28 protein-coding genes are annotated in these 25962 nt (G+C 46.5%); 2 read left to right on the plus strand and 26 right to left on the minus strand.

The window, feature by feature from the left end:
* Positions 1-138: 138 nt before the first annotated feature.
* Positions 139-2406, minus strand: coding sequence for a YhgE/Pip family protein (locus tag ACK8P5_RS20990; protein ID WP_422658183.1), 2268 nt, complete (start codon positions 2404-2406; stop codon positions 139-141).
* A gap of 287 nt (positions 2407-2693) precedes the next feature.
* Complete coding sequence (locus ACK8P5_RS20995; protein WP_422658184.1) at positions 2694-3293, minus strand: TetR/AcrR family transcriptional regulator; 600 nt, start codon at positions 3291-3293, stop codon at positions 2694-2696.
* A 393-nt stretch (positions 3294-3686) separates the two neighbouring features.
* Between ACK8P5_RS20995 and ACK8P5_RS21000 the strand changes: the two genes are divergently transcribed.
* Complete coding sequence (locus ACK8P5_RS21000; RefSeq protein WP_422661534.1) at positions 3687-4853, plus strand: MGDG synthase family glycosyltransferase; 1167 nt, start codon at positions 3687-3689, stop codon at positions 4851-4853.
* 127 nt (positions 4854-4980) lie between these two features.
* On the opposite strand, the gene ACK8P5_RS21005 is transcribed toward ACK8P5_RS21000, so the two are convergent.
* The 3 genes from ACK8P5_RS21005 to thpR form a co-directional block, all read right to left on the minus strand.
* The gene (locus ACK8P5_RS21005) at positions 4981-5664 is read right to left on the minus strand and encodes a metal-dependent hydrolase (RefSeq protein WP_422658185.1); all 684 of its coding nucleotides are present in this window, start codon (positions 5662-5664) and stop codon (positions 4981-4983) included.
* A gap of 43 nt (positions 5665-5707) precedes the next feature.
* A complete protein-coding gene (locus tag ACK8P5_RS21010) occupies positions 5708-6598 on the minus strand; it encodes a cell wall hydrolase (protein WP_422658186.1) in 891 nt (296 codons plus the stop codon).
* Between the two features lie 94 nt (positions 6599-6692).
* Positions 6693-7301 (minus strand): RNA 2',3'-cyclic phosphodiesterase, encoded by a 609-nt coding sequence (gene thpR / locus ACK8P5_RS21015; protein WP_422658187.1) that lies wholly within the window; start codon positions 7299-7301, stop codon positions 6693-6695.
* Between the two features lie 297 nt (positions 7302-7598).
* Here thpR and ACK8P5_RS21020 point away from each other — a divergent pair, with 297 nt between their 5' ends.
* Complete coding sequence (locus tag ACK8P5_RS21020; RefSeq protein ID WP_422658188.1) at positions 7599-8552, plus strand: D-2-hydroxyacid dehydrogenase; 954 nt, start codon at positions 7599-7601, stop codon at positions 8550-8552.
* A gap of 76 nt (positions 8553-8628) precedes the next feature.
* Here the strand turns inward: ACK8P5_RS21020 and ACK8P5_RS21025 are convergent, their stop codons facing one another.
* From ACK8P5_RS21025 to ACK8P5_RS21125, 21 genes are all read right to left on the minus strand, one after another.
* A complete protein-coding gene (locus ACK8P5_RS21025; RefSeq protein WP_422658189.1) occupies positions 8629-9648 on the minus strand; it encodes a TRM11 family SAM-dependent methyltransferase in 1020 nt (339 codons plus the stop codon).
* An 84-nt stretch (positions 9649-9732) separates the two neighbouring features.
* Positions 9733-10683 carry an LLM class flavin-dependent oxidoreductase gene (locus ACK8P5_RS21030; RefSeq protein ID WP_422658190.1) on the minus strand — a complete coding sequence of 317 codons (951 nt, stop codon included), beginning with the start codon at positions 10681-10683 and terminating at the stop codon, positions 9733-9735.
* A gap of 33 nt (positions 10684-10716) precedes the next feature.
* Positions 10717-12141, minus strand: coding sequence for a deoxyguanosinetriphosphate triphosphohydrolase family protein (locus tag ACK8P5_RS21035; protein ID WP_422658191.1), 1425 nt, complete (start codon positions 12139-12141; stop codon positions 10717-10719).
* 117 nt (positions 12142-12258) lie between these two features.
* Positions 12259-13047, minus strand: coding sequence for a glucosaminidase domain-containing protein (locus ACK8P5_RS21040; protein WP_422658192.1), 789 nt, complete (start codon positions 13045-13047; stop codon positions 12259-12261).
* Entirely contained in the window at positions 13034-13483 is a 450-nt protein-coding gene (locus tag ACK8P5_RS21045) for a phage holin family protein (protein ID WP_422658193.1), read from the minus strand. Before ACK8P5_RS21045 ends, ACK8P5_RS21040 begins: the two co-directional genes overlap by 14 nt.
* Before the next feature lie 104 nt (positions 13484-13587).
* Complete coding sequence (locus tag ACK8P5_RS21050) at positions 13588-14028, minus strand: hypothetical protein (protein WP_422658194.1); 441 nt, start codon at positions 14026-14028, stop codon at positions 13588-13590.
* A gap of 15 nt (positions 14029-14043) precedes the next feature.
* Positions 14044-15150, minus strand: coding sequence for a phage tail protein (locus ACK8P5_RS21055; RefSeq protein WP_422658195.1), 1107 nt, complete (start codon positions 15148-15150; stop codon positions 14044-14046).
* 1 nt (position 15151) lies between these two features.
* Positions 15152-15718 (minus strand): YmfQ family protein, encoded by a 567-nt coding sequence (locus ACK8P5_RS21060; protein WP_422658196.1) that lies wholly within the window; start codon positions 15716-15718, stop codon positions 15152-15154.
* A complete protein-coding gene (locus ACK8P5_RS21065) occupies positions 15711-16865 on the minus strand; it encodes a baseplate J/gp47 family protein (protein ID WP_422658197.1) in 1155 nt (384 codons plus the stop codon). Before ACK8P5_RS21065 ends, ACK8P5_RS21060 begins: the two co-directional genes overlap by 8 nt.
* The gene (locus ACK8P5_RS21070) at positions 16866-17324 is read right to left on the minus strand and encodes a DUF2634 domain-containing protein (protein ID WP_422658198.1); all 459 of its coding nucleotides are present in this window, start codon (positions 17322-17324) and stop codon (positions 16866-16868) included.
* A complete protein-coding gene (locus ACK8P5_RS21075) occupies positions 17317-17706 on the minus strand; it encodes a hypothetical protein (RefSeq protein ID WP_422658199.1) in 390 nt (129 codons plus the stop codon). Before ACK8P5_RS21075 ends, ACK8P5_RS21070 begins: the two co-directional genes overlap by 8 nt.
* Positions 17699-18676 (minus strand): XkdQ/YqbQ family protein, encoded by a 978-nt coding sequence (locus ACK8P5_RS21080; RefSeq protein ID WP_422658200.1) that lies wholly within the window; start codon positions 18674-18676, stop codon positions 17699-17701. The genes ACK8P5_RS21075 and ACK8P5_RS21080 overlap by 8 nt, the downstream gene beginning before the upstream one ends.
* The gene (locus ACK8P5_RS21085) at positions 18673-19323 is read right to left on the minus strand and encodes a LysM peptidoglycan-binding domain-containing protein (protein ID WP_422658201.1); all 651 of its coding nucleotides are present in this window, start codon (positions 19321-19323) and stop codon (positions 18673-18675) included. The genes ACK8P5_RS21080 and ACK8P5_RS21085 overlap by 4 nt, the downstream gene beginning before the upstream one ends.
* Before the next feature lie 62 nt (positions 19324-19385).
* Positions 19386-21119, minus strand: a complete 1734-nt coding sequence (locus ACK8P5_RS21090) for a hypothetical protein (RefSeq protein ID WP_422658202.1) — start codon at positions 21117-21119, stop codon at positions 19386-19388.
* A gap of 23 nt (positions 21120-21142) precedes the next feature.
* Positions 21143-21271 carry a hypothetical protein gene (locus ACK8P5_RS21095; protein ID WP_422658203.1) on the minus strand — a complete coding sequence of 43 codons (129 nt, stop codon included), beginning with the start codon at positions 21269-21271 and terminating at the stop codon, positions 21143-21145.
* A gap of 23 nt (positions 21272-21294) precedes the next feature.
* Positions 21295-21729: a phage tail assembly chaperone gene (locus ACK8P5_RS21100; RefSeq protein ID WP_422658204.1), complete on the minus strand. Its 435-nt coding sequence runs from the start codon at positions 21727-21729 to the stop codon at positions 21295-21297.
* 182 nt (positions 21730-21911) lie between these two features.
* Positions 21912-22319, minus strand: coding sequence for a phage tail tube protein (locus ACK8P5_RS21105; protein ID WP_422658205.1), 408 nt, complete (start codon positions 22317-22319; stop codon positions 21912-21914).
* Between the two features lie 30 nt (positions 22320-22349).
* Positions 22350-23819: a phage tail sheath family protein gene (locus tag ACK8P5_RS21110; protein WP_422658206.1), complete on the minus strand. Its 1470-nt coding sequence runs from the start codon at positions 23817-23819 to the stop codon at positions 22350-22352.
* A gap of 2 nt (positions 23820-23821) precedes the next feature.
* A complete protein-coding gene (locus ACK8P5_RS21115; RefSeq protein WP_422658207.1) occupies positions 23822-24031 on the minus strand; it encodes a hypothetical protein in 210 nt (69 codons plus the stop codon).
* 10 nt (positions 24032-24041) lie between these two features.
* Complete coding sequence (locus ACK8P5_RS21120) at positions 24042-24875, minus strand: hypothetical protein (protein ID WP_422658208.1); 834 nt, start codon at positions 24873-24875, stop codon at positions 24042-24044.
* 467 nt (positions 24876-25342) lie between these two features.
* Complete coding sequence (locus tag ACK8P5_RS21125; protein WP_422658209.1) at positions 25343-25819, minus strand: ArpU family phage packaging/lysis transcriptional regulator; 477 nt, start codon at positions 25817-25819, stop codon at positions 25343-25345.
* Positions 25820-25962 lie beyond the last annotated feature (143 nt).

A 25962-nucleotide genomic window follows, 5' to 3' on the forward strand; every position in this document is an offset into this window, starting at 1 on the left:
CAATTCAAAGTTTTTATGAATACGATAAGAATTGTTTTTGTGACTACTCTCACAATATTAGAGGAAAAAAGATGTATTATAATGCAAAAAAAAGAACAAAAAAGACATTCCGAATGATTCGGAATGTCTTCATTTTTTTTACACGGCAGGAGCCGGCTCTTCTGTTTTCACTTTTTTCTTATAACGGTGGGTTAAGAAATAAATAGAGGTAATGATGAGGAATACCACCCCGAAGGATGCGAGCACTCCTGCATCTCTCCACATACTGCTTATGTCACCTGTCGATATCACAGACTTGAATCCGGATACGCTGTAAGTCATAGGCAACAATGGATTGAGTGCCTTCATCCAGTTCGGAATTAGTTCCAGTGGGAACGTACCTGCACTGGTCGTCAACTGAAGAATCAGGATAACGATCGCGACAAAGCGTCCAGGCAGATCAAGCCAAGTTACCAAGACTTGAATCAAGAACATATACGACAAGCTCGTAATGAATGCAAACAGATAGAACATCGGTACATTTTGCACATCAAGCTTCAAGCCATATAGCATAAGCACTACGGCGAGCAATGCTTGTATAAGACCCATTCCAGCAAAGGACAATGTCCGGCTCACAAAACGGTTAAACCCGCTAGCGCCTGGAACAGAAGTAGCATAAATCGGCATAACGATTGAAGTGATCAATGCCCCAACAAACAACCCTAGCGACAAGAAGTAAGGAGCAAATCCTGTACCATAGTTAGGTACTTCATTCACTTTATGCTCATCGACTTCGATAGGTTCTGCAAACATGTTGATCGTCTTATCCGTTGCCTTTACTTCACTCGTCTTATCCGCTGCTTCATTCAGCTTCTCAGCGAGTTCACCAGAGCCATCTTTCAGTGTACCCATACCATTTACCAGTTCTCCTGCACCAGCATGCAGCTGTTTCGAACCGTCAGCCAGCGTCGTAACACCGCTGCCTAACTTGTCTGCACCACTCGCAAGTGTCTGAATACCTTTGTTCAATGTGGAAGCACCGCTCGCAAGCTCCTTACTACCTGTAGCAGCTTCACCAAGCTTCGTAGCGAATAGTTTCAGACCTTCAGTAAGCTGACCTTGACCTGCGGTAAGCTGTTTCGCTCCTTGAAGCAGTTGTTCACTACCAGAAGTCAGTTGCTTTCCTCCCGCAGCAAGTTTCTCGGAACCTGCGCTGAGCTTTCCAGCACCTGCGCTGAGCTCAGTCGTTCCTTTCTGTAGCTCAGAAGCACCTGCTGCAAGCTGCTGTTGTCCTGCGTTCAACTCACTGCTTCCGTTAGCAACGGACTGACTCGCAGCAATAAGCTTTTGCACTTCTGGAGAAGCTGCAAGCTCAGGATTGCTTGCCGCCAATTGCTTAAGGCCTTCAGCCACAGCTTTGGATCCTTGCTCAAGTGAAGCCGTTCCTTCAAGCGATTGTTTCAATCCTGCATGTAGGCGTCCAGCACCTTCTGCCGTAGCCTGAGCACCTGCTTTTAACGAAGCAGCGCCACTCTGGTTCGCTTGAAGCCCCTCGGACAACTCACGAGTACCAGAAGCTGCAGATTCAAGTCCAGCTTCAAGTTTCAGCCCACCTTGACGCGCAGCCTCCGCCCCAGTCTGGAGTTGCTTGTGGCCATCTTGCAATTGTACTAAACCTGATGAGAGGCTACCAGCACCTTCATTCAACTTCCCTGCTCCTGCATTCAGATCCTTAACACCTTTGGTTAGAGGTGCAATACCTGATCGCAGTTCTTCGGTACCGCTAACCAGCTTGGACAGGTTCTCCTTCAGTTTCACAGCACCTTCATCCAGCTTTTGAGCACCTTCAGTAATTTTATTCGCTCCATCGCCAGCATCTTGAAGACCACCGGAGATTTTCTCTACTTGATCAAATAATGTTTCGGTATAAGCTTCTGTCACTTTAGCCGATACCTTAGCCTGGATTTGCTTCACGGCAGTTCCACCGATCTGCGAAGCCAGGAAGTTATAACCTTCGTTCGGCTCGAACACAAGCTTAGCCGGTTCCGGCTGGTCATCCATTACGGTTGTTGCCTTCTTTGAGAAGTCTTCAGGAATCATAATGGTCATGTAATATTTATTACTAGCCATTCCCTCTTCCGCAGCAGTCCGGTCAACAAATTCCCAATTAAAATCATCACTCTTCTTGAGCTCATCGACAAGATCAGCACCAGCAGTCAGTGATTTCCCTTCAAATTCTGCTCCCTGGTCATTGTTCACGATAGCAACAGGAAGATCATCCATTTTTCCGTATGGATCCCAAAAGGCTCCGAGGAACATGCCGCTGTACATGACCGGGATGAACAGCACCGCAATGAGTGGAATCAAAATCTTTCGATTCCGTGCCGCAGCGGCAATGTCTTTAAAAAATACTGATAATGACTTCATCCAGTCTCTCTCCTTTTTTTATAGATACAGCAGCCTTGTGCCGACATCCTTGTCCTCTAAGGGACTCTTTGTATATGATTTGTGTCTCTTGACAAACTCACTGACCATTTATCTCATTTGGTCATTTTAAGCGAAAAAAAAACGACTTGCTTCATTCATTGTAATCCCCTAATACAGACCCGCACTCGTGCTTAGCGTACACTGCCATAGGAGACAAGAAAGGCTTTCGACACTCCGCTGTCGCGCAAGTCTCTCCTGCCCCTAGATCTCTAACTTCCAGCTTGCTCTTATGAAGTCGGCTTCGCTTCTCGCGTTGCTCTCAACCCATCTGCCAAGAAAAGGAGCATATATTCTTTAATTTGCTCTTTATGAAGCGGCTCTCGCAAATTGTTAAAATCCGCTGTCAATGCTCCATAGAGCTTTAGCATCACAAAGGATACCACCTTCGAGTCACAGGGCTTAATCTCACCATTCTGGATGGACTGATCCACCAATCTCTGCAAGTACCCTACGATCACATTCTCCACCTTAGTCAGACCATCGTTCGCCTTAGGTGTACCTAACTCCCGCTGTTCTTGTGAGAGCTTAATGAACAACGAATGCTCATCTCGGAACTCCAGTAAGGCGTCTAGCACACGATACAGATTATCGAAGAAGTCCCGATCCTCACGCATGATCTGCTCAGCTATGCGCTTCATCTCCAATATCGCCGCGTGTAGAATTTCATCAAACAGCTCTTCCTTGTTCGTAAAGAATGTATAGATCGTACCCTTTCCTACATTAGCTATCTTCGCCACCTGATCCATCGTCGTTGCTTTATAGCCAAATAACGCAAACGATTTTGCGGCAGCTTCCAGCACCTGCTTTCGACGATCAACCGCTGGCATGCTTAACCCCTCCTTGAACATTTAAAACTGTCTCTCAAAAATGACTAAAATACAATTTTGGTCATTCGGTCAAAAACTACTTTATCAGAATCCTCACAATATTGCAATATTCCTTTTCAAAAAAACAATAATTATCACTGCAGGAGTAATCATATCCCCCAGCGTTTAATAAATAGAAGAAAATAATTGAAATGCTTCACGAACTTGAGCGTATATTTAATCTAGATAAGTGATTTTCACGATATGTTTTACAATGGATAAAATTGCATAAGACCAAAGAGCGAATGGATTCGTTAATATATTGTAATTCATTTAGATGTATTTTTTGGTGTTGCTCTTCAAAAAACGATTCCTGTTTTGTAAGATAGAGGGAGAAAGATGTAGGTGAAATTTATGCAAAAAACTAGAGTGCTCCTTTTCTCGGAGGGATTCGGTACAGGTCATACCCAAGCGGCATACGCTTTGGCTGAGGGTCTTCATAGGAAAAACCCCCTCATCCAGTGCCGTGTCATAGAGCTCGGTAATTTCTTGAACCCTACCGTTGGTCCACTAATCTTATCGGCTTACCGTAAAACGGTCAGTGTACGTCCGCGTCTTGTGGGTATGCTCTACCGATCACAATATAAAAAGTCACTGAATCGAATTACACGCCTGGCCCTACACCGAATCTTTTATGCGCAAGCTGCACAGGTCATTAACCAGCTAAAGCCAGATGTTATCATCTGCACACATCCATTTCCTAACGCTGTTGTATCTCGTTTAAAGCGCCAAGGATTAAACGTTCCACTGTTCACACTTATCACAGATTACGATGCTCATGGTACTTGGGTCAACTCAGAGGTAGATGAATATCTTGTCTCTACTCCTCAAGTCAAAAAATTATTGATCAAACGAAACATTTTACCTGAGTACATACATGTTACTGGCATTCCCGTTCATCCAAAATTTTGGGATCAGGAGAACAAAGAGCAGCTTCAAGCGGAGTTAGCGCTCAGCGATATGCCCACCGTACTTATTATGGGTGGTGGTTGGGGACTAGTCTTCAACAAAGATCTCCTTTTGAAGCTTGCTTCTAAAGCGAATGACATCCAGCTCGTATTTTGTATGGGACAAAATAAAAAACTCATTACCAGCATGAAGGAAAATCCACTATTCCGTCATCCGAATATTCATATTATGGGTTATCGTAAAGATATTCATAAGCTAATGGCTGTGTCAGACTTACTTATTACGAAGCCAGGAGGAATGACATGTGCTGAAGGAGCCGCTAAGGCAATCCCTATGCTCTTCTATGAGCCCATTCCTGGGCAAGAGGAGGAGAACTGCCTCTTCTTCGTTAATGAAGGCTTCGGAGAGGTCCTTGACTCTCCTGAGGTAATGGACAAATGGCTCAACTTATTATCGAAGCGTTATGATATGGTCTCTGATTACCGCAAGCAACTATTACACCGCAGACTTCCACACCTGGATCCAGATAATTGCGCGATTCAGGTACTCGGTATGCTCTCGCATGATGGGCTCGATACGATTCCACCTGTCGTTCATCTGATAGCTGATTAGACATAATCGATGATGTGATAGCAAAAAGACTGTTCCACCAACTAGCATGATGCCTATGCAGTGGAACAGTCTTTTCTTTTCTATTCTAATACATATCTAGTATTTCGTTTCTATTATATAGAAGAGATTAAATTTCAATGCTCTCACCAGGCTTCAGTGGGTAACCCTCCACACCCGTCTGTCTCAACCGGTCGCAGAATAATGAAGAATCCTGCGCAATGTCCGGGAAAGTATCATAATGTACGGGTATCACCCTCTTCGTACGGATCCACTGCGCGGCAAGCAATGCATCATCCGGCCCCATGGTTAGCATATCCCCAATAGGGAGCGCGGCACAATCGATCGTATTCATCTCACCAATCAGGCGCATATCACCGAACAGACTTGTGTCTCCTGCATGGTAGAACGTTTTGTCACCTATGGTCAGTAGAATACCTGCGGGCTGACCCGCATAAATCCACGTATCTCCAACGGAGATCGATGAGGAATGGAATGCTTGTGTGAATTTCACGTTGAATCCATCAAAGGAAAAACGACCACCAATATTCATTCCCTGAGATTTTACGCCCTGGTTAGCACAGTAAACTGCCAGCTCGTATACAGCAATGACAGGACAATCATTCTGCTTAGCAATCTGAATGGTGTCCCCAAAATGATCAGCATGCCCATGGGTAAGAATAACCGCATCCACCTGAATGTCTTCTGGTGAGATCCCTGAATTGGTATTGCCTGATAGAAACGGATCGATAATGATGCGAATTCCATTTTCCTCCACTAACGTACATGAATGGCCGTAATACGTAATTTTCATAGATCGAAAACACCTCCTGATTATAGTTTACCCAAATTCAGGTCTACTTGTAAAAAGAATGGTTCCCTATCTTCTTCGAAAATGTTCTGGAATGATGTACAGTCAGGTCTTCAGCCAGCTTTAAAGACAGGAAGAAATAAGTGTCATCACTAACTGCTTTATGACCATTAAGCGCAGCAGTAACAGCCTTTATCGTCTCCTTGCTAGGTGTAACACGATCCATACGCCCATTGGCTACCGGACTAAATTGATATTTTTGATATATTACTTTTCTAATGGTATCGGGAAAATTGGCTGACCGCAGCCGGTTTAAGACAACATTGGCAACTGCCACTTTGCCTTCGTACGGTTCGCCCTCTGCTTCTGCCATTACAATCTTTTGGAGTAGAAGCAGTTCTTCAGCCGACAAAGCGTATTCCCAGGTCGCTTTTTCTTTTTCGTCCTGAGTTAATGTCTTTGTTCTCGTGAAGTATAATTTAGCGGGGGGTTGTTGGCTCTTGGCCTTTGATTTTACGACTTTTGTCCCCTCTTGTTTCTTGGGCTTGGTCTGGTTTGCAGGCTCTGACTCAGCCGCAGCCTTGGACTTACTCTTAGAAGTTCGATTTGCGGTGTCAATGGCGAAATGATTTCCCTTCAGCCCTGACTCCGAAAAGGACAAAATAACATCTTCCTCCGGTTTCCAATACTGGAATTCTTTTGAAGGTATAAGAGCTGGTAATACCCTATCATTTTTATCTACAGAGATTCGCCCTGCTGTATTAGGTTCAGCTTCAGGAATAAGGGCGGATGCATCCTTGTGAGAATGTGGCTGCTCCTTCTCCCCTTCGCTTGCATTGGTCTGCATTCCCAGCAGACTTATTAAAGACAAACTCACAAAAAGCACTCCAACAAGCAGAGCAACCCAGCGATTTTGTCGTAAAATTTTGCTATTCATAATCTTCCTCCTATATGTCGGCACATTCCCTCACTATGTAACCAGAAATTCAGGAGATGAAAACTTAGAAGTCCTTTGAATTCAAAAAAGAGACTCAACCTTCGAACTTTATTTCTCCTAAAACCTCGTACATAGGGCTGGAATGCATATTCGTACGGAACAACACCAATCGATCTGCTGTAAAGATTCGCGGCTCTGGCCCGGTGCTTAACAAATCCGTTCGTATGCTGCCACCTGTAAACTTTCTAGCTACGGTAATATGCGGGTTGTAAGGCCTGTCCTCTGCTCTAAAACCTAAGGGGGCCATACCCGTTATTACGCGTTGTTGCAGTTTATCAAGCTTCTCCCTCTCACCTGCAATGCCTGCCCATAAAATGCGAGGTGCGGAAGAAAGGCCGAATATTCCGGCGCCTTGAAGACTTAATTCGATCGGCTGCTGCTCAGCAGCTACCGTTTGAAGCGAAGACAAGACGGACTCCACACTTCCGGCTTGTACATCTCCCAGAAATTGGACTGTAATATGATAATCCTGCGGGTGTACCCATTTTCGAAATGACATGTGCTTCTTAAGTTCCTGTGTCCAATTGTTAATGTTCTCTGACACAACTTCCGGCAAAGGTATGGCTATGAATAAACGCATAACCGGTTCCGTTTCGGCAGCATTCATGATATAACCTTCTTTCATTTTCGAAGTGGATTTCATGCCTACAGTCTTACAAATACCCCACTGAGTTTAACATGATACCAATAAAATCGAGAAATGTGAATGCAAGAAAATGACATTGACTAACCACTATGATTATGCTTTCCGCATGAACATTTACTTTGTTGCACTTTTTTTAAATTGATATTTGTGAGGTTTAAATCATTTTTTATCGTAAGAATCAACTATTTCTTCTCGTTTCTGAACATGCGCATACGGTGTAATTCTGGTAAGATGGTTTGTGAAAGACTGGTACTTTTTTCAATATGATCATACAACCACAGGAGGTTTGTTCCCATGCCCACTATTGTAGCTCTGCACGAACTAACGAACGAACAGAAGCAAAAAATAAGAGATGCTGCTCCCGACTATGAATTCATAAACGGGAAGTATAAGGAACTGCCTTCCGGTACCGTGGCAAAGGCGGATATTGTGCTTGGATGGTCCAGTGCTGTCAGGGAAGAAGCACTTGGTGGAGATAGCCGAGTCCGCTGGATTCAAGTCTGGTCTGCGGGTGTAGACAAGATGCCACTACATGAACTACAAGCCAAAGATATTGTGCTGACTAACGCCAGCGGTGTTCACAGCATTCCAATCACGGAGCAAATTTTCTCTATGCTTCTTGCTTATACCCGTAATCTGCATCATGCCATTCGGCAGCAAACGAAGAAGAACTGGGATAAATCAGGTACATTCCATGAACTAGCCGGTAAAACCACCGTGATTGTTGGTGTAGGGCAGATTGGAAGCAACACAGCAAAAGTCGCCAAAGCCTTCGGTATGAGAACCGTGGGTGTGCGAAGATCTGGAAAGCCCGACCCGAATATCGATGTCATGTATAAAGTGGATGATCTAGACCAAGCCTTAGCTGAGGGCGATTTTATTATTAACATTTTGCCGCTGACAGATGAAACGAAGGGTCTGTATAATGCTGGACGTTTCGAAGCGATGAAAGACGGAGCGTTCTTCGTGAACATGGGACGGGGGCCGAGTGTCGATACGGATGCGTTGTTAGATGCTTTAGAATCGGGTAAACTCGTTGGAGCTGGTCTCGATGTGTATGAACAAGAGCCTCTACCAAGTGATCATCCGCTGTGGGAGATGGAGAATGTCATCATGACACCGCACACGGCAGGTGACACCGTACACTATACCGATCGTGTCATTGATATATTTATCGAGAATTTGGAGGCCTATAGGCAGGGTAAACCATTACCACGCAATGTAATCGACTATGAGAAATCGTACTGATTCACATCATTACACCACAAAGGAGCCATCCCCCTAAGAGTGAATTCTAGGGATGGCTCCTTTTTTTTGATGAACACTATTCACACAGCCATACTTCTCGGACAAAAGTGCCTTTTCTCGTTGTTATCCGGTCAAGGACTCGCCAGCCCGTATCAGGAAGCAACGCTTCTAGCGGCTCCGTGCTTACAATAACCGCACGCCTTGTGAGTCTTCTGAGACTGTTTAGCATACGCCGTTTCTCCTCTTCAGGAAAGACCGAGCAGACGTTATACGGGAGATCCAGAACCGCTGCTTCGTACCCGCCATCCAATTCGTTCATATCGGCAATCTTCACAACGCTATCGTCATAACCGTAATGCTTCAGATTCACTCTAGCTCCCCGAATCGCAAGTGGGTTAATGTCGCAGCCCTTTACATGAAGACCCATGGACAGAGCCTCGATCAATACGTTCCCCATACCACAGCATGGATCAAGTAGATGTATCGTTGGATGATTAAGATTTGTAGGATCTGCATTAGGAACCGCTATATTCACAAGCGCTCGTGCGACCCGGGAGCTTAGCCCCGTGGAGTAGTTTTGCGGCTTTTGCTTATGGTTGAGCCATTTACGCTCTGGCAATACCAGCCGACCGAGCATCCAGCGGCCATCAATGGATATCAGGCCAAACGTAATATCGGGTGCCTTCATCTCAGCTGTCCCCTGAATGCTTCCTCCTACCAATCGTTCAAAGCTCCGCATTTCCTCATAAGAGAACGAGTCCCCTGCCTTCAAGCAAGATACCTTAAAGGTCGAACCCTCAAGCTTGATTCTACTAGCTTGTTCTGCGATCTGATCCATGGTTGTCCCCGTTAGCATGACATCCAGTCTAGCGGAAATAAACGGGCTGCGGTCTGGATCAATGAGACTCTCTACTTCAAGCCAAAATGTACCTTCGGCTGGAACTTGTCCTTGGTCAAGTCCTTGTCTAAGACCGAATAGCTCTGTAAGTTCTAGTAAGCACAATTCCTTCTCGGATTCATGACAAGCGAAGGTATAAATATACTTGCTAGGATTCTCCTCCGTCTGCTGCAGGAGGGAATCGGATAAATGGGTCATGATATGCATCATTTCTTTCCTTCGGGATAGATTTGTGGTTCCATCGCTACAACTATAACTCTAACTGAGTCACGCATAGGATCGTTACATCTGAGCTACGGCTTCCGCCAGCAAACGGTAGGAGTTCAGCCGTTCTTCATAGCTTCCTACTGGAGGTGTAAAAATTAAAAACGCCTCACATTCATATTGTTCTGCCATCCGAAGCAAGCGCTCGCTGACTTGTTCGGGTGTTCCGCAGATCATTCGAGTAGGCTCTTCACTTGCAGAAGGAGTGGATTCTCCCCGCTCCTGCGGCGGTCCTGGAAGCTCAGCTGAGAGGAGCAACCGCTGAGCTTCCTCATGGGTTGCTGCGCAAATGACGCCAACAGCCACCATCATTTTCGGATTTGCAAGTACATCAGAAGGCTGGAAAGCGTCTCGGTAGGCAGACAACACGTCAGCCCCATTCGTGTCACTCATGAACTGACCGAATACATACCCCGTTCCGAACTCCGCAGCCATAGCGGCACTCTTCACATTGGTACCAAGCATCCACAGCTCAGGAGGTATTCGGGGAACTGGCTTCGCTGTAACGGGTACCTCTTCATAAGTATAGGAATCGTTCAGCAATGCCTTGAGGGCTTGTACACGATCGGGCATATCAGCAACATTAGCAAGAAAATTGCCACTTAGCGCCATCGATGTATGTGCTGATCCCCCGGGTGCACGGCCGACACCAAGGTCAATCCGCCCTGGATATAGCGCAGCCAGCATACGGAAATTTTCTGCCACCTTGAGCGGACTATAATGCGGAAGGAGCACGGCACCGGAGCCGAGGCGAATGGTGTCCGTTCGGGCACCAATATGCGACAGCAGAACCTCGGGCGATGCGCAAGAAAGATTGTCCATATCATGGTGCTCCGCTGCCCAGTAGCGTGCGTAGCCCCATTTTTCCGCATAAACAGCCAGGTTGACCGCTTGTCCTAGTGCTTCCTCAAAGGAGGCGTCACCCATACGCGGGATGAGATCCAGCACACTTAGTGATATACGACTCATAAGGTGAACACCTTCCTCCTTGAAGCCTTGGTCTTAGTCCAAATCATAGATTGATCCGACTTTCAATCCATACAATTCGTTGTAAATCTTCTCAGCAAAAGCATCGGTCATTCCCGCAATATAATCGATCACCATGTGCTCCCACGTCCAGATCGGATGCTCCCGCTTCTGGTCCGCTTCGTACCTGTTCAGCCAGTCGGACGGAATAATTGCTTTCGAAGCGATAGGATCGTTAAAAGCATCCCATAGACGCTTAATGACCCATTCACTGCGTTTTTGCAGGCGCTGCACTCGTAGGTCCCGGATCATTGTCACCCAGGCAAAACTCTTCAGCACACTTACCGTACGCAGCATATCCTCATCTTCTACTCCATCTTTGACAAAGGTGACTTTCTTCCAATCACCGTCAGAAATAACACCCAAGCTGCTCACAAACAGGCTAACCCAGTAGGCTTTAACCTCTCGTCTTGTACGAGAATAATCATTCTCACAGACCGGCATTTTCTCATTCCAGATGCGGAGGAAATAATCCAACACCTGCACCACCTTAGGCTCGATCTGTTCTTTTGTCCAGCCTTTCCAGACCTCGTCCTCCAAGGTCATAATCTTCTCTACGATTAGCTTGTTCAGATGACTGTCGCGCAGAAAATGCTCGTGCACCTCAATCTTACCAGCCTTAATCCCGTCCTCCAGATCATGTGCAGAATACGCGATGTCATCGCAGAGATCCATGAGCTGTGCTTCGAGAGTCCTTTTCGTATCCGGAATTCCCCACTCTTTACGAATCTGAGAGATGTACTCCCATTCGTGACGGTACATTCCCTTGGGATTATCCAGACCAGAGAAAGGATATTTGTTAATACCGAGCAGAACTGCATCTGAGAGATTGAGGCCGTTCACGTCTTCTCTTTTCTCCAAGAACATGATTAAGCGGAAGTTATGCGCATTTCCTTCAAAATGTTCATATTTCCGGCGCAAGGTCTGCTGAATGAACATCGCTTGATCCGGTGTCGGCATTCCTGGCAGGTTAATCAGTTCCTCTTCTGTCTTGCGATCAATCACCCGCTTCAGAATGCCTTGCAGCACTTCCTCTCCCTTATGGCCGAACGGAGGATGTCCGAAATCATGAGCAATCGCCGCGCACTCCACCACTTCCGAATCAATGATAAGTCCTGCATTCTGTGCCGCTTCCGGAAGCACCTCTGGATAAGTACGAGCCAAGCTTCGAGCTGCCTCCCGGGCAATCTGTGCAACCTCCAGAGAGTGCGTCAAGCGTGTACGGTAATAATCCCCTGTTCCCGCACCGAATACTTGGGATTTTCCTTGTAAACGACGGAATGTGGGGGAATGAATCAGACGAGAATAATCCCGCTCATATGCAGCTCGGGATGCATCCACCTTGGTCTTCTCCGGGTATTGCCGATGTTCTCTTAGCTCCTTCAATTTGTTAGTTTCCATGCTGCTCCATCTCCTGTTTATCTGTTTCTTGTTTCGTTGTTCCATATTGTTTCATCTATTATATGTCATGGCAGCATGGAAACAAAAACACGAACTTTTAGATGGAATTAATTAACTTCATTTAATGGACTTCAGTAAGCCAAGGCGATAAAGAACCGTCATCATCCGATAGAAATCATAACTGCCTTGCGTATCCTGAATGACACCGGATTTGATGGCAGCTTGTATCGCAGGGTCTGCCCAGCTCGGAAGCGTGGTCTGATTATGAAGTGTCTGCAATGATTTCAAAATCGTCTGCAGCTGGTTGATCTGTGTCTCCTGCTTCGCTATCGTCTGCGATTGAGCCGTTTGGTTCTCAGCTAACTGACGCACCTGATCTTGCAGTTTGTTGATCTGGTTAGAAAGCTCTTCTATTTTCACCACATCCTCCTCCTTCACTTGTCCTTGTAGATCGTATTGCTGAAGTCCGTATGTCTCTATTATTGAAATAAGCTTCTGCGGATATTTCGGGTCGGTTGCATACCCACCCTTCCATATCGCGGTAGCAGCTGTTTTGTAATCAGCCCCTAGTACGCCATGGTAGCGTGCTGGTTGATCCTTGGTTCCATTCAGAATGAGTCGTGTATGGTCTTCTACCGATTCATTCCAAGCGTTATACTTGCGGAACTGCGCGTTCACAGTGTATCGGTCTTGTCCTCTATACTCTGTAGTAGGCATCGTCACGCTGCCCGCTGGGCCTGTACCTTTGATGCCGAACAAGTTGTTGGCTTGCTTCGTGAGACTGCTCTCTCCCCAGCCCGATTCCAGAATCGCTTGGGCAATCGTCAGTGAGGCTGGAACGCCATAGCGACGCATGTCCTCTACAGCCACGGGCGAAAGCTTCCCTATAAATTCAAGAGGCTTCATCCTTCTTCTCCTCCTTTCTAGCAGTTTCGTTCTCTTCCTCAGATTTAGATTGGAAGACTCTTACCACATTACGTAGCGATTGCGGAATTGGAACCCCCATTCGCCCGACGTTCTCAATAATAGATAGGAGCTCATTAGCTAGATAGAAGAAGATCACTGTATTCTGAAAATAGTTCATTTCGCCGAGTACGCGGTCTACGAGGTGGGTGATGGCGATAATGAGAAAGATCGTTATCTTTCTGGCGATGCCGATGTAGCCAATCCGGCTCTTGAGCTCGCCGTTCATCCATGCAGCCGCCCATCCCGTCAGCCAGTCGATAATGACAAACCATAACAATAAATGAAGCAGCAGCGACCAGCCGCCCCAGAAATATCCGGTCACGGCCCCCGCGCCCGCCAGAACCATCTTAAACAACTGACCGATGTGCTCATACATGATTGTTCCTCCTTTTTTAAAAGACAATAAATTTCCATGAATATAAAGAAGCCCTCGAAGGAGTCGAAGGCTTCAAAAATCTACACTTATAAATATTACAATAATTATTCTGAAATAATTAAATCCTCTCTTCCGTTAGAAATTAAGTAATCATCAATATCTACTTTTAGATCAGGACGCTGTAAAATCACAAACTCATATTTTTGAGCCTCTTCTATAATCCGTGCTGCAAGATAATCTGCAATTTTCCCGTTACCAACTAATAATTCGTCTACGGCAACTTGAGTCAAATTGACGGCTGCTTCAAGCTCTTCCGAAGTTCTCCTTTTGTAAAGATAAGAATAATCAACTATACCTTCAGGAACCTTATCTCCATATATTAATTCCGATGTATCGATATCGGTTACAATAAAATCAATAATATCAATGTTAATTCCACCTACCTCTTCGTCTGAACCCTTTATGTCTCCACCTTTAATGTAAATAACATTCTTTATTATATTAAATATGGTCTTACTTTCTTTAAAAAATAATATAGCATCCATTTTATTTACTCCCTTCTAAGTTGCTATTAATATTTGACCTGCTTGACTTGTCCATTTCTGAGTTTTAGCAGCTATACCGGATATATCCTGTACATAAAGCGTTGTAGAGGTCGAGGATACACCGTAAAAAAAGTTGGAATTGCATGTACATCGATATAATAAAGAAGGAACTCCTTTTATTTCAAAAGCCGTTCCGGATAAAGTTGAACCCGTCGCGCTTATTTTAATATCATTAAGTTCAGCAAAACCAGAGCAGTATTCTATACTTACTCCCGATATAATACCGGTAACTTTAGTTTCAATAAATATTCGCTTTGCTTCAAGATAACCTGAACATTGTTTAAACATCAGTGGATAGATATACAGAGGGTTATTAGAATCATAGTCTCCGATAGTAATGTTATAAAGTCTGATTTCGCTTAACGTACAGTTTTCAAATCTTATTCCCCTAACCTTCCCAATGTCTGTACCGATAAGAGGACAATAAATTGATATAGAACCTCCTACAAAGTCCAAAAAGTTAATAACTTCATTAAAACTACCTAATATACTTAAATTACGATTTCTCGGTGATACCTTCGGTAATAGACTTATTGCAGAGCTAATCGTTTTCTTTGCAGTATTTGCTGATAATCCATTATTAGAATCACTTCCAGTCGAAGAATTCACATATACCGTCAAATCATCCAAATTCCCATCATAATTCGTAGGTGGAGTTACATAATTGGATATATTCCCAGATGTAACAATTGGATAACTATCTACTCTAGCTACTCCGGTAAATGTCGGGTTAGCAATTGGAGCTCTTAATGCTAGCGCATTATTAACCGTAGTACTATTAGCGTTATATTCAGCCTTAAACGTATCAACTGAATTCCTTATTGCATTTGCAGCCCTCTCCGTAGCAGCCACATTCTCCCGGGTCCCATCTATCGCATTAGACAGCTGCACTATCCCCTTTTGAGTAGTACTAGCATCTGGGATATCCACCTGCACATTACCCACTGCCTCATCAATCTTATCCCAGTTGTCATTCAGCATCGTCTTAATATTAAAAGTCTCATTCCCATCCACCATCGGATCTTTCTTCAACAGTCCTAAATTCGGTGTATTACTAGACAACTTAAACACCTCCTGCAAATTTGTTTAATGGCGTTTCTTCCATCTCATGTAGTGTCAGCACGTCATGAATATCGCGTATCAGCAAATAATTAAACTCGTACTCTACAGCAAGATGCGCGGGCTTGATCTCCTCAATCGCTGCCTTCAAATCTTCCAGATTTGTCGGAATGCCAAGGGTATCTATGAACTTGACCGTAAAGCTCCATTGTTCAGGTTGAAAAGAAACCTCAACCGCTCCCCCGTCATATGCTTCCGCAACATTCTTCACCAGCCGCCCGCTAAACGTCCCTGCTCCCCGTAGTTTCGACTCCAGCACCGCACGCCGCTGCTCGATCGGCTTGGATCGGTCTGTTGGAATACCCAGCTCAGCTTCCCAGCGGTCCAGTCCCCATGTAGCTATGCGAACAAAGAACTGATCGGCGGCTGAATTCAGCGCATCGTAAAAGGCATCAAGCTCGCTTCCCTTCGCATCCATATCCGACTGCATCACCCGGGAGGTCTCGTAATAGGCCGGAAGATAAGAAAACAGCTCGCGACCACGCAAGCTGTTCATCCTCGTATTATTCACTTACGCTCACCTTCCCTAGCACCGCTACCTGACCGGAGCCAATCTCAATATTGTGCTGCTCCGTGCTGCCGTTAATCGTTAAATCGGCGTAGTCCACAATAATCGGGATATCCAGCAGCACAGCAGCAATCCGCGTATACCGGACCAAGGGATCTTTTCGGTTGAACGCAATCTGCTTCAAGTACGTGCGGACACCTTCCTCAATTAACTCCCTAATTTCCTCAATCGTTGAGGGTTGCTCCAGTGTACGCTGCACTTTAACGGAGATGTTAATCCCCACCTCCTCTGCAGGCATGACGGTGACCACCGGCCCTGCCGGAGCGGCACCTTCTCCTTGTCCATCCTGAGATGGATCAATGTGCTGCTGAACCGCTTCCACAATATCTGGGCTTGCCGCACGCTTGTCCGTATCTAGCAGATATAACCCTACCGTACCAGGTCCTTGCCAGAGCGGAGCAACCTCGACACCACCAACACCCGCTATATCGCTAGCCCACTGCATGTACTGTGATTTATTCCCACTGGTTCCTTGGCTGCGAACCTTTGCGTAAAAACGCTCCAAGAGTGACTGATCTGTCTCGGTATCACTCCCGCTCCGTGTCGGTTCCGGGTTCGTCACAGACATTATGCCACTGACCGATGTCATCATAAGCTGAATAACACCTGCGGGCACATTACCGTTCTTCCCAGGAGTAACGGCTCGAATCGGCGCAATGCCACTGCCCTGCTCACTTAGCGTGACACCCAATGTGGTTACATACTCTACAGAGGACTCACCGGACCCCTCATCCGCGGGCGTAGCTACATTTGTCCCTGCGGGTACAACGGTGCCGGGTTTCCCTGTAAACAAGGCACTTCCGGACGAAGCAACGGCTTCACGTCTTGCTAAACCATGCTCTGCGACCCTCAGATCAAGCTCGGCAGAACGAATATCTGGGATATCACTCGCTGCTGTGCTTGCAAATCCGCGTCGAAGTAATTCCTGTGCCCAGATAGCGGCCTCAGATAACATGAACGCTACCGGCGCCTGCGCATCCCACATAAAAGAACCCTCCGACTTGTCGATGTCGGAAGGAACTTTATTCAGCATTCGGTTCATGATGTTCTCTTCCGTCTGATCCTGCAGATATAAAGGAAGATTTGCCAACTAAATCACCACACTTTCTATAATCTCCGTCTCGTCCCGGACGCTCGTAATCTGGCAGCTGAAGCGGCAAGCTTCCCCTTCCCAAGTGAACAGAAATTGACTCACACTTTCCGTTCGCGCATCTGCCAGCAGCGTCTCCGTCACCATACGCTGAATCTCACTTTCTTGTAAGGCACGGTCATTCATTTCACCAATCAGCTCGGAGAGTTCACTGCCATAATCACGGGAATAAATCAGGTGATGATAACGTGGCGTGCGGATGGCTTTTTCACACCAGATGACCCACGCTTCCTTCTCATCTACAACCGCAATTTTTCGGGTCGGGGACATCACAAACTCACCAGCTTCATAATCAAAACGCCAGCTCCGTCCAAAAACCGCCCCGTCTCCTGCAAACATCTCTGTCTCTGACACCTCACTCCAGACCATATCGTCCGTTTCAGGAAACAGACTAGCCATGGCTGTTCACCACCTTACATACCACCACAACGTCATTGCCACTGTTCACTCGAACAGCCAGCACCCGATCGCCTGGCTTTAAGCCTGCTCCCAGTTCAAGGCACATATTCTCTACTTCCGTTTCTTCAAGATCCAAAGACATTTCAACCTGCTTCCCATCCCAGCTCGCACTTCCTTTCATCAGGCGCCTCGGTAACGTCAGCAGCCCGGGTATCTCAGCGACCATATAATCCTGCAGCTCATGCTTGAAATCATCCAGCTTCAGACCTGTTGAGGTGATCGTACCCAGAACCGCGCCCACACCACCAATGGCTTGACGTGTCTGCTTATGAAATGAAGCATATAAAGAGGATGCCAATTGTCCATAGGGGTCCTTATTCAAGATAAAACCTCCTTTTCACATCGTCGTAGGTTCCTAGCTCCAGCGCCATGCTCCCGGGATTGCCAAGCTCATGACTAACTGAAATGACAAGTAACTTCATGGAACCCAGCAAAACCGCATCGCCAGCTCGAACCGTGTTAATGTCCGGTGCATTCAAGGAGATCGTCTCCTGAATGCCTCGAAGCTTGCTTTTGGCTAACTCGCTTGCAGCCGCAGTCGATTTCACCTCATCATCTTGAATGATGGCCTGAAGCAGGCCATATTTTGCAATGTCCTTCTTTTCAATGGCCATCACCTTGGATGGAACCTCTTTGCCCGTCTCGCTAGCTGATGTGGCAAGCACCTTAACCTTGGTCGCTGCTCCCTCGAGCGTACGGGTCTGTGTCGTATCCGTGATCGATTCGAGGATATACGCATCCTTATTCGTCCCAAGCTCATAAAGCTCAAGTCCAGAGGAGATCATCCGGGGATGATACAGCTTTCCTCCGGCTTTAGCTGTCTCCCGCAGATCAGCGAACATACTGGCATAGATCGATTGTGTTCTGTATACCGACCGGCCTAACTTTTTCTCCGTATCTGGCAAAACAGCAATCTTTAGCTCCCAATCAGCTGCATACTTCTTGAACCGCTGCGTTGCCGTCTGCTTCGCCGGGAATAAATACTCATCCTCCGATTTATCCAGATAAATCGTGCGGTCATACAGCGTCAGAGTCATCCGCTTTACGCCGTTATTCGAAGTCTCCACTTCCCAGACCACAGCTGGATGCAAGATCGAAGCGTACTCCTTCTTGCCATAAGGAATGCCGCTAATCCGAATGGACATGCCCGGTGATATCTGCGGCATATCCGGCGTCACGATAAGATTAACCGTCCCCTGATAAGCGACTTGCTCCAATGAATCCCTGAGATGGATGTTCTCAACAAGTGGCGACAAATCATATTTATCCTGCAAAATCACCTTATAACTCATGACAGCACCAGCTTTTGCCCTGGCTTGATCGCATTGGGATTATTACCGATGGCCTTCTGGTTCAGCTTGTAAATCTGATTCCATTTTGAACTGTCTCCTAGCTCCAGCTTGGCGATTTTGGAGAGCGAGTCTCCCGGCTTTACAATATACGTCTTGAGCTTTTCCTTCATATCTTCTCTCTGCTGCTTATTCGTTGCAGACGCACCCGCAGCTCCGCTACCAGCTATTTTGGCTACCTTCATTTCACTCCAGGATCGAAGCGTGATGTCAAAATACACATCTCCTCGCTCCCCGCCCCGAAACGTCGATTGATGAGAGGATACGAACACCGGCACATTCACGGCCGTTTCGGTAATAATAAAGCGCAATGGTGTCTTAAGCACAAGAAACTCGTTCAGCTTATTCATGGCAATCTGCGGTTTAAGGAAGCTCTTCATATCTCCCTTACAGAAGGACTTGTCAAATTCTTTTGGAAAAAAAGAAGAGAATGAAAACTCCTTAATCCGGTTTCCTTGCGGAAAATCGAATTCCCCAAAGTTTAGAATCGTAGCTGTATCATATCCTTTTTGCCGGGAGATGGTGATCTCCTCAGGATTGACCGGGAACAGGAATTTTTCTCCCTTCCCATTTCGCAAAATAAACTTCACAGCGACCTCACTCCTTTCTATTAAATAGTCACTGTTAACCGACACTACTGAATACTCCCTATCTAATACGCCATCGGTCCCGGCTTACGATTCTGCGCGGCTTTAGTAAGCTCGGCTCGAAGTCGCTGTCCAACCTGCATAATCAGTCCTTCTACATCCACTGGATGCTCTTCACGAACCGTGACTTGAACCGCTCCTGGGGGAAGATTATAGTTCGTAGTATTCTCCTGTTTAAAGTCTCGAAGCAACCCAGTTAAGGAAGTCATCTGCTCTGGACTGATCTGCACAACCTGTGAAGACAATTTCCCTCCTGCATTCACCGGATTACTCGCTGCCTGTATTCGTGGACCTGAAGTTAATGCCGGGGGTGGGCCGAATGCGTTAGGGGGCACCGCAAAAGATCCGCTAGACGCGCTGTAAGAATGCGATAATCCAGTTGCATTAGTAGAAGATACAACGTTTCTTGGCGTAATAGCGGCCGGCTTGTTCGCAATGTCTTCCGCCTTGTTCTTCTTTTTGCCAAAAGAAAACTTACTGGAGAACCAGTCCGTAACCTTCGAGGCACTCTCTTGGATTTTGTTGCTTGCATCCGAGATAAGTCCACCGGCTTTCTCTCCGAGCCAACTGCCTGCGGTTCCTCCCAAAGCAGAACCAACCAAGGTTCCTGCCCCTGGAATAATGGATCCAATGAAGCCTCCGATCGCCGCTCCTGCACCTCCACCGACTGCTGAGCCGATCGCTTGAGAGCGCTCTTTTCCCGGTGCTGCCGTTGCAATGGATGCGACATCGGCTGCAAACCCCAACGGCCCTAGCATTCTTTTGCCGAAGCCTTTAACTGCGTTTGAAATCAGATTTCCACCACTTTTAGCCATGCTCTTGGTAGCGCTCGCCGCTATACCATTACCATTCGTCATACTCTTGGAAGAACTGGACATGATGCCCCCACTAATTGTCATACTCTTGGAAGCACTAGACACGATGCCACTACTGCCCTTTTTCTTACCAAAAAGCTTGCCTAAACCTTGAAATCCCCCAATCAGATCTCCACCAGCCGAGCCAATGGTTTCAAGTAAGGCCCCTGCTGCACCTGCGGTTTTTCGAAGTCTTCCTCTCTTCCTGCCTCTTGTCTCAATCCTCGAAGGAGTTCTGGAATCATCACTTGTTACGAACTTTCCCCCTTTACCGCCAGGATTTCCTCCCTTCTTCGAACCTTTAGACGTTCCGCTCGGTTTTCTTCGGGCCATAATACCATTGGAACAACAACATTTCTCTTGCTCTTTGCCCTTCCAAGCATCACCAAGCGCCTTGATCTTCTCCGGTATCTCCGCAGCACTCTTGACCCCACCGCCGATGGATTTTGCAACGCCGAACCCGTCTTTAATTTTGTCCCATATACTTTTCGATTTCTCTTCCTTAGCTCCACCAGGCGCGCCGACTTTCCCGATCGACAATGTCATCTTGTTTATCGTTTTGTTATTCACTTGCAGAGCCTTTGTCATGGGGGAAAATTCCTTCTGTCCACCTGTCTGCTTCACCTTTACATTCAAGTTCACATTGGCAGATGCCTGAATGACTTCGGATTTCACTTTGTTGATTTTAGCAAGCAGGCTGTCCAGTCCTTTCGAAGCGCTGTCCTTCAATACAATTTCAGGAGCCATACGGGTCCTTCCGATCTTGAGCACACGTCCCTGAATTCGTTCAAAATATCGCTCCATCGCCCGCAGCTCACGATTTGCCTTGATCACATTTTTCGGATCAATGACAAGATTCATGCGATAATTTATCGCTTCAGCCATTTAGATTCACCTCCCTTGTTCATTTAGTGCTGATCGACTGCACTGTCCATTTCCATCTCGGAAAAAGCAAGCAGCAATAGACGTTCACCCCGAGGTAAACGCCAAAAATCTCCGGGACGAAGGTGATGCCGTACCCACAGATGATATAGCATCGTTGTCATTCCCCCGGAGCTGATCAGTTTTTTAGGTCCGTAATTTCAACCCCAAATCCGGACAGCTCCAGCACCTTATCGCCAACCGCATCCAGCTCTCCAGCTAGAAGCATGCGGCGAACAGCCTGCTCCCCGCCCGACACTTTCATGCGGCTCGTAATCCTCGGATCACCCCAACCATTCAGAGCTAGCCCTTTTACAGATAGGCTGCCCGTCGCTTCGGAAATAAGCAGCGCATTAAACGTTTCGGTATCTACTTTCTCATCTACCGCCCCCTTCACGGTCCGGCGAACAATGCAGCGTTCACGGATGCTATCTACCCTGCTCGAAGTCAGTCCATGCAGAACGATCTGCATGTCCAGACGCTTAATGCGCACCGTTTCCTCTGGCAGCTTCTCCGCGGCCTCAAACAGACTTTCTAGAATTTGTTCTTCGCTTAAGTTCTCGTGCAAGCTCATGTTTTGTCTCCTTTTCATTAAAAAAGTATTCGAATATATTCATCACACCCATAATCCGTCGGCCGCAAAATCCCCACACCCGTGGGGATTTATCCATAGCAGCTCCAAATGACGCGTATAGTTACACTCGGTGCAGATGAAACATCCATACGCTAACGAATCATTTTTGCAGTATCATCCATTTAATTAGCCTTAATTGGGTCCAGCAGCACGTATCCTTCAAAAGTAAAGGTCGTTTCCTCCTGCACTTCCTCCCCCGCTGTCCAGTTGGCAAGCTGGATCTTGTCCGGCATACAGTTGATCAGTTGAACACGCTCATGACCGTATGACTCGGGATCATCCAGCTTTGAAATGATATTGAATTTCGTAAAGCCGCGGGAGATCATGTCCGAGGTCACCTTGTAACCACTCATCGTACCCGTACCTTTTTTGCTTCCAGTCTTGTGCACGGTCCATTCATTGCCAACTAGCTTTAGCTCCCGCTTCTCCATTTCCACACTGGCTTCCAACTTGTTAATATTCGTCTGCCATTCTCCCTCAATAAACACCTGTCCGTACGTCCCCATAATGACTCTTGAAGCATCTAACATACCTAGTTCCTCCTCGAAATTTCGAATTTATTATTGTACGTAAAAAGTACCAAACAACTGCTCCATCACATCGGTCAACTTCACATTCCATTGCAGGAATACCTGATCTGGCTCTGGCTGCGTGACAGCCGAACTTCCATAATAAGCAGGGTCAAGAATAACATCATAGCCATCCGGCTCAATCACATTACTCAGTGACAATTGGGCAAGATACTCCTTCACGGCTGCGATCAATGCAAGTCGACCCTCTTCGGTATTGTTCACCTTTCCGATATAAGTCTGCTCTGCTGCTAGCTGTAAGTCTGCATGGATTGCATCCATTACTCGAATGGAGCGAATCTTCTTCCATGCGTTGTTCTGTCCTTCCGCTGGATTGACCAGCGTGTTAATTCCACGGAGTGCCTTCACCTGACGACCATCGAAAAAGAGCAGGAACACACCGCTACGCACAGCTAATTCCTGCTCGGAGCGTGTAAAGCGGCGAGTTACATCTTCAAAAGGAGTCACCGCATAGGTTGCGGACTGATTTAGCCGCTGTCCAGCGATCAGTCCAGCTACATAAGCTGCAGTCTGAGCAGAACTATAGCTCACACCAGATAGACGCACACCAGTACCAACATTGATAATTCCTTCATGGTTCAGTGCTAGTGAGCGGGCTGCAGCTAGATTCGCCGCATGCCTCGATACGTCATCGGCTGCACTGCCACCGAATACAGCCATGACTCCACGACCCTCGTTACGAAGACGCATCACCCAAGCGGCATAACTTTGCAGAAGAGCCATATCAGCCGCATAGTCGAGGGTTAACAGATCAAACTCTTGACCTTCCACTGCATCCTGCATTTCAATATAATCTGCATTCGTAATACCACTGTTCCCACTCTTACCTCCCGACAGTTCAGCACCACTGATATCGGCCAGAGTACCTCTACCATCGCCAAGCAACTTAGCCGTTACCCAAACATTCTCATGATCGTTGTTAATCTGTTCTACAATGGAAGTTGCCGATCCATCAGCACCTTTATAAGTGCCAAGCAGTTGGGCTCCTTCATAAAGGCGAAGCTCCCGAACTGCAGGATCAATCAGTGATGGCTGAACCGTAACCGAGAAACCATTACCACGGCTACCTGGATATTTGGCCTGCAATTGAAGTACATCAGATGGTGTATCCTCCGCGTTCTGAAGGGTGACGGAGGCCAAAGCTGCCGTAGCATCAGCCAAACGATAAGCGATTAGCTTTTTCGGACCTCCAAGCAGAGCAAGATATAATGAAGAGTAAGCCGTGGCTCCATCCAAGCTATCCATAGAGAATTTCTCGCCAATCGCATGCTCGCTTCCAATTTCCACAAACTCTCGCACTGGTCCCCAGTTTGCTTTAACAGGGATAATAACCGTGCCGCGGGTACCACCTTGAATTGCTGAAGCAGCTGCCGCCTTAAAATTCATATACAATCCCGGAAGTACCGGCTTATTCGTGCTTTCCCATGTTCCACCTGCCATGATTAATCCACCTTCGCTTTCATAAATTGTTCGACTCTTTGTTTGACCTCAGATACTGTAAACTGCGCTCCGGCTACTCCATACATAGCTCCCACAAGCACTTCGGCTCGAACGCCGAACAGCTCCTTAGCATGAACCTGCAGTTCAGATAGATCATATCGTGGAGCACTGCTGATACGTGCTTCGGTCTTCAATGTTCTTTTCACAGCCATAAAGGCCACCTCACTTTAAAATAGGATGAATGTTAACACGCCTAATCAAGGCTGCCTCTTCCACAGAACGCATCTTACGCTGTACGAGCGTTAGTGTAAGCTGACCCTCAAGAATGGGATCTGCTTGTAAATTGCTAGAGGCGTCTAGTACCGATAAGTATCTGCGATTGTCTGAATCAAGCAGCTGCAACTGGCTTCCAAGCTCCTCCACAAGCCTTATGGCTGTGAGTTGATCGCTTTCGGAAACCGGGGAAGCAATATGTCCAGTGAAGCTTTTGCGGATTTCGTACATCGAGGTTCCAACCATCTTCGCCTCGCAACTTGTCAGCCGCCATAGCATAGCGTAATCATCCCGATCTACGGGCCACGCCGTATGATATACAGTCCACGGGTTTCCGAGCAGACTACTCGTCCATCCAGCAACAACACTGAGCCATTCGTCCGGTTGTTCGGGCGAGCTTGCCTCTGATGGCTCCGGCACATAAATGCCAAAACGTATCATCCGCATCACTTTGCCTGTTACAGGATCGAACTTGTCCGCTTCCGGTACACCTAAATAATGAAGCTTGTATGCGTCATTCTTTAAGCCGATCACCCGCTTCCGGTGTAGCCCTTTCATTAGGCTTACAGCCCATGCATCAAGCTTCGATAAATCCGCACTTCCTGCATAAAGCTTCAGGCGTATCACCTGCCGATACCCCGCCCATGAAGATTTCCATACATCCTCACCAAGTGTGATGACAGCGAACGAATCATCCATTCCCGCAGGTGGAAACACATCATAAACTCGCCCATCCAGCTCTGGAATGACATCGATAATGCCCTGTCTGACTGCCTTTCTCATGCTTTCTTTTGCCGCAGCGCTTCAATGTTCTCATCATAAGAAGCTTGGCTAACAAGAATAGATAACTTTCGCAATACGACTCCCTCCTTTCTGTAATGATTGTCTTACGGGTTACGGGGATGACTCAAAGGAGTTCATCCGCATTAAAAAACCGGCCCAAATGGCCGGTTCAACATACACTGTGTGCTTTCGGTATGCTCTTTTGCTTCATTCCCGATAATACAATCTTACAGCCCTAGAACGTATACGCTGACGGTGATATGGATGAAAAGGAAGGTTCTTTTAGCGAATCTGTGGATGAAAAAAGTAAGATCGTATGTTCGTATTTAATGTACGGCTATCAATAACTGTAAACATCACTTCAACCTTACAAATGAAAGAGTGAGCACCGACCTTCTAAACACAACGAAAAACCGGAAGACCTGTAATAAGGTCCCCCGGTTTGAGTGGACGAAGCATTCTCCTTTTTATCCGGACTTACATTTCGATATTTTTTCAAGCTCATTCAGCTTTAGCAACCCTCTATCTGCTAATGCCAGGGCCATCTTGTAAAAAGCACGGGTGCGGATCTTTGTATAGGTATCTTTGCTGACCGGTGGTTCAAGGATATGGTTGTACACCTTGTAATCAAATACATCATCTTGTTTCATGTACCGTTCCTTGATCAACTGCTGTTCACGTTCACTTAGCCGCGCCACGATCAGCTCAATCATGTCACAGTACTGCTTCCTTTCCGCAGGAACATCTACATTATATACAGCAACCTTCGCGGTCTGATCTGAAGTCACATTCGTTGGTCCATGGAACCGTTCCGTATACGATGCGGTCGTGCTTGCCTCTCTTACTTCAAAAGTTATGATTCTATAAATTCGATACTTCTCAAGTACCGCCTCAACTGCATATTGGGTCTTTCTGCGATCTAGTTCCGGTAAAAATGGATTCATACCGATTCTCTCCCCTTTGAATGTCATTTAGAAATCCATCTTCTTGCCATTTGGCACTAACCTTAAGCTTCTTCAAACTCGTACATATGTTCGTGTTTTTTAATAATATACCACTATTTGGTCTGAATCGTAAAATGCTAAAA

This window comes from Paenibacillus sp. EC2-1 (assembly GCF_049311625.1).
In the GTDB taxonomy this organism is placed as follows: Bacteria; Bacillota; Bacilli; order Paenibacillales; family Paenibacillaceae; genus Paenibacillus_AQ.

What these genes read in the sequence shown, in the direction of transcription:
- ACK8P5_RS20990 (WP_422658183.1), bottom strand. Translation starts at nt 2,406, where the DNA reads ATGAAGTCATTATCAGTATTTTTTAAAGACATTGCCGCTGCGGCACGG.
- ACK8P5_RS20995 (WP_422658184.1), bottom strand. Translation starts at nt 3,293, where the DNA reads ATGCCAGCGGTTGATCGTCGAAAGCAGGTGCTGGAAGCTGCCGCAAAA.
- ACK8P5_RS21000 (WP_422661534.1), top strand. Translation starts at nt 3,687, where the DNA reads ATGCAAAAAACTAGAGTGCTCCTTTTCTCGGAGGGATTCGGTACAGGT.
- ACK8P5_RS21005 (WP_422658185.1), bottom strand. Translation starts at nt 5,664, where the DNA reads ATGAAAATTACGTATTACGGCCATTCATGTACGTTAGTGGAGGAAAAT.
- ACK8P5_RS21010 (WP_422658186.1), bottom strand. Translation starts at nt 6,598, where the DNA reads ATGAATAGCAAAATTTTACGACAAAATCGCTGGGTTGCTCTGCTTGTT.
- thpR (WP_422658187.1), bottom strand. Translation starts at nt 7,301, where the DNA reads ATGAAATCCACTTCGAAAATGAAAGAAGGTTATATCATGAATGCTGCC.
- ACK8P5_RS21020 (WP_422658188.1), top strand. Translation starts at nt 7,599, where the DNA reads ATGCCCACTATTGTAGCTCTGCACGAACTAACGAACGAACAGAAGCAA.
- ACK8P5_RS21025 (WP_422658189.1), bottom strand. Translation starts at nt 9,648, where the DNA reads ATGACCCATTTATCCGATTCCCTCCTGCAGCAGACGGAGGAGAATCCT.
- ACK8P5_RS21030 (WP_422658190.1), bottom strand. Translation starts at nt 10,683, where the DNA reads ATGAGTCGTATATCACTAAGTGTGCTGGATCTCATCCCGCGTATGGGT.
- ACK8P5_RS21035 (WP_422658191.1), bottom strand. Translation starts at nt 12,141, where the DNA reads ATGGAAACTAACAAATTGAAGGAGCTAAGAGAACATCGGCAATACCCG.
- ACK8P5_RS21040 (WP_422658192.1), bottom strand. Translation starts at nt 13,047, where the DNA reads ATGAAGCCTCTTGAATTTATAGGGAAGCTTTCGCCCGTGGCTGTAGAG.
- ACK8P5_RS21045 (WP_422658193.1), bottom strand. Translation starts at nt 13,483, where the DNA reads ATGTATGAGCACATCGGTCAGTTGTTTAAGATGGTTCTGGCGGGCGCG.
- ACK8P5_RS21050 (WP_422658194.1), bottom strand. Translation starts at nt 14,028, where the DNA reads ATGGATGCTATATTATTTTTTAAAGAAAGTAAGACCATATTTAATATA.
- ACK8P5_RS21070 (WP_422658198.1), bottom strand. Translation starts at nt 17,324, where the DNA reads ATGGCTAGTCTGTTTCCTGAAACGGACGATATGGTCTGGAGTGAGGTG.
- ACK8P5_RS21080 (WP_422658200.1), bottom strand. Translation starts at nt 18,676, where the DNA reads ATGAGTTATAAGGTGATTTTGCAGGATAAATATGATTTGTCGCCACTT.
- ACK8P5_RS21090 (WP_422658202.1), bottom strand. Translation starts at nt 21,119, where the DNA reads ATGGCTGAAGCGATAAATTATCGCATGAATCTTGTCATTGATCCGAAA.
- ACK8P5_RS21095 (WP_422658203.1), bottom strand. Translation starts at nt 21,271, where the DNA reads ATGCTATATCATCTGTGGGTACGGCATCACCTTCGTCCCGGAGATTTT.
- ACK8P5_RS21100 (WP_422658204.1), bottom strand. Translation starts at nt 21,729, where the DNA reads ATGAGCTTGCACGAGAACTTAAGCGAAGAACAAATTCTAGAAAGTCTG.
- ACK8P5_RS21105 (WP_422658205.1), bottom strand. Translation starts at nt 22,319, where the DNA reads ATGTTAGATGCTTCAAGAGTCATTATGGGGACGTACGGACAGGTGTTT.
- ACK8P5_RS21110 (WP_422658206.1), bottom strand. Translation starts at nt 23,819, where the DNA reads ATGGCAGGTGGAACATGGGAAAGCACGAATAAGCCGGTACTTCCGGGA.
- ACK8P5_RS21115 (WP_422658207.1), bottom strand. Translation starts at nt 24,031, where the DNA reads ATGGCTGTGAAAAGAACATTGAAGACCGAAGCACGTATCAGCAGTGCT.
- ACK8P5_RS21120 (WP_422658208.1), bottom strand. Translation starts at nt 24,875, where the DNA reads ATGAGAAAGGCAGTCAGACAGGGCATTATCGATGTCATTCCAGAGCTG.
- ACK8P5_RS21125 (WP_422658209.1), bottom strand. Translation starts at nt 25,819, where the DNA reads ATGAATCCATTTTTACCGGAACTAGATCGCAGAAAGACCCAATATGCA.